Here is a 1,903-nt window from a genome sequence, read left to right as displayed (position 1 = left end):
TGGTGATAAAATTGCGGTTCAGGATATGAATATGCGTCTGAATCCTGGTGAAGTCATGGGGCTTATTGGCCAAAACGGGGCTGGTAAGACGACGACTTTTCGCATGATTTTGGATTTTATTGAGCCGACCTCGGGTGCGGTGACCTGGGATGGTCATGCCATTACCGCGACAGACAAGCAGCGCATCGGCTTTTTGCCTGAAGAGCGTGGCTTATATCAGAAATTGACGATTGAAGAACAAGTCATGTATTTTGCCGAGTTACATGGGATGAAACGGTCTGATGCCAAATCAGCCTTAGTCGATTGGATGAAACGTCTTGATGTGGTGGGTAAGCCAAGTGACAAGGTGCAAAAACTATCGAAGGGTAATGCACAAAAAGTACAATTGATTGCGACAGTCATTTTCGAACCGGATTTTTTGATTTTAGACGAACCGTTTACGGGGTTGGACCCGGTCAATACGGAGTTGATGATGCAAGAAATTATGCGCCTGAAGCATGAGGGGGCCATGATTATTTTTAGTTCACACAATATGAGCGGTGTCGAAAAATTGTCTGATCAACTGACGATGCTCCGTCATGGTGAGACGGTGTTGCACGGTGACACCAATGCAATCCGCGAATCGTTTGGGCGAACTGAGATTTATTTGGAGTCACCGGCTACGGATGCTGAGTTGCGTGAGATTGCCGGCGTGAAAAGTATTACGCCACAGGGACCTGGCCGTCATCTGCAATTAACTGACGCAGCGGTTGGCCGCGAAGTCTTTCAGTTGGTTGCCCAAGATGGGTATGTGCCAGTCTTTGCGCAACAACCACCGACATTGGACGAAATTTTCCGTCGCGAAGTACAAGGAGGGCAAGCATAATGACAGCCAAGCAGTTAATGTTAGTCGCCCGTCAGACGTATAAAACGCGGATTAAGTCGGTCGGCTTTTGGTCATTGGTCTTAGCACCAATGCTAATTTTGTTAGTGATTGCTGGTATTTCGTTTATTATTACCGCCACTCAGAGTCATAAGACACCTGTTGTGGGGGTAGTGAATGAACCAGCCTTAGCGACATATTTAAAAAAAGATGATGCCTTTGACATCAAAGTTAAAAATGTGACTGACGAAAAACAGGCAAAGCGAGAATTGACAAAAGGGAAGCTGGATGCCTATTTAGCAACTGCCAATCAAAAGTATGAATTGGTGAATTCTGCAGATGGGCAATCTGTTTCTGAAACAAAAATGAAGGCGTCACTGAATACGTACACGATGCTGGCGAAAGCGTCGGCAATGAAGTTGTCACCAACTGAACTACAGACATTGATGACGCCACCAACTTTGACCACGAAAGTTCAAAGTGACAAGGGTGAAACCCGTGGCGGTGCCGCAGCGGATACAGCTAATTATGCCTTGGCCTCAGCTTTAGGAATTTTGATTTTCGTGTTCTTGACGTCATACGTCAGCATGATTGCACAAGAAATAGCGAATGAGAAGTCATCACGTATTATGGAAATCTTGCTATCCGCAACGTCACCAGCGGTGCAGTTTTTCGGTAAGCTAACCGGAATTGCTTTGTTAGCGATTACTCATGCGGCCTTGTACGTGGTAGCAGGGTTAGTTGTGAACGTGTTTGCGCCACATTATAAGTATTTAAAGATGGTTAAGAGCCTACTGGCCGGTGTTGATATGGGCTTCGCCATTATGTCGTTGTTGCTTGCTCTGGTAGCCATCTTCATGTACATGGTTTTGACGGCGATTCTGGCGGCAATGGTTAATGACCAGAGTCAGGTGCAACAAGCTGTTGCGCCAATGACTTACGTCGCCATGATTGGGTACGTCTTGACGTTTACGTTGTCAGGTCAACCGCACAATACGTTCTTGAACGTCTTGTCATTCGTGCCATTTATTTCTCAAACCT

General features: G+C 46.1%; 2 protein-coding genes. Both read left to right on the top strand.

What is annotated here, in order from left to right:
* On the top strand, positions 1–865 hold an 865-nt coding region (locus WEIDD23_RS08735), incomplete at its 5' end, for an ABC transporter ATP-binding protein (RefSeq protein WP_082778326.1).
* The coding region (locus WEIDD23_RS08730; protein WP_062358921.1) for an ABC transporter permease at positions 865–1,903 on the top strand (1,039 nt) is incomplete at its 3' end. The genes WEIDD23_RS08735 and WEIDD23_RS08730, both read left to right, overlap by 1 nt.

The sequence above is a fragment of the Weissella sp. DD23 genome (genome assembly GCF_001579105.1).
Lineage (GTDB): Bacteria > Bacillota > Bacilli > Lactobacillales > Lactobacillaceae > Weissella > Weissella cibaria.
The sequence above is the reverse complement of the archived record's forward strand: the minus strand, read 5'-3'. Positions and strand labels throughout refer to the sequence as shown.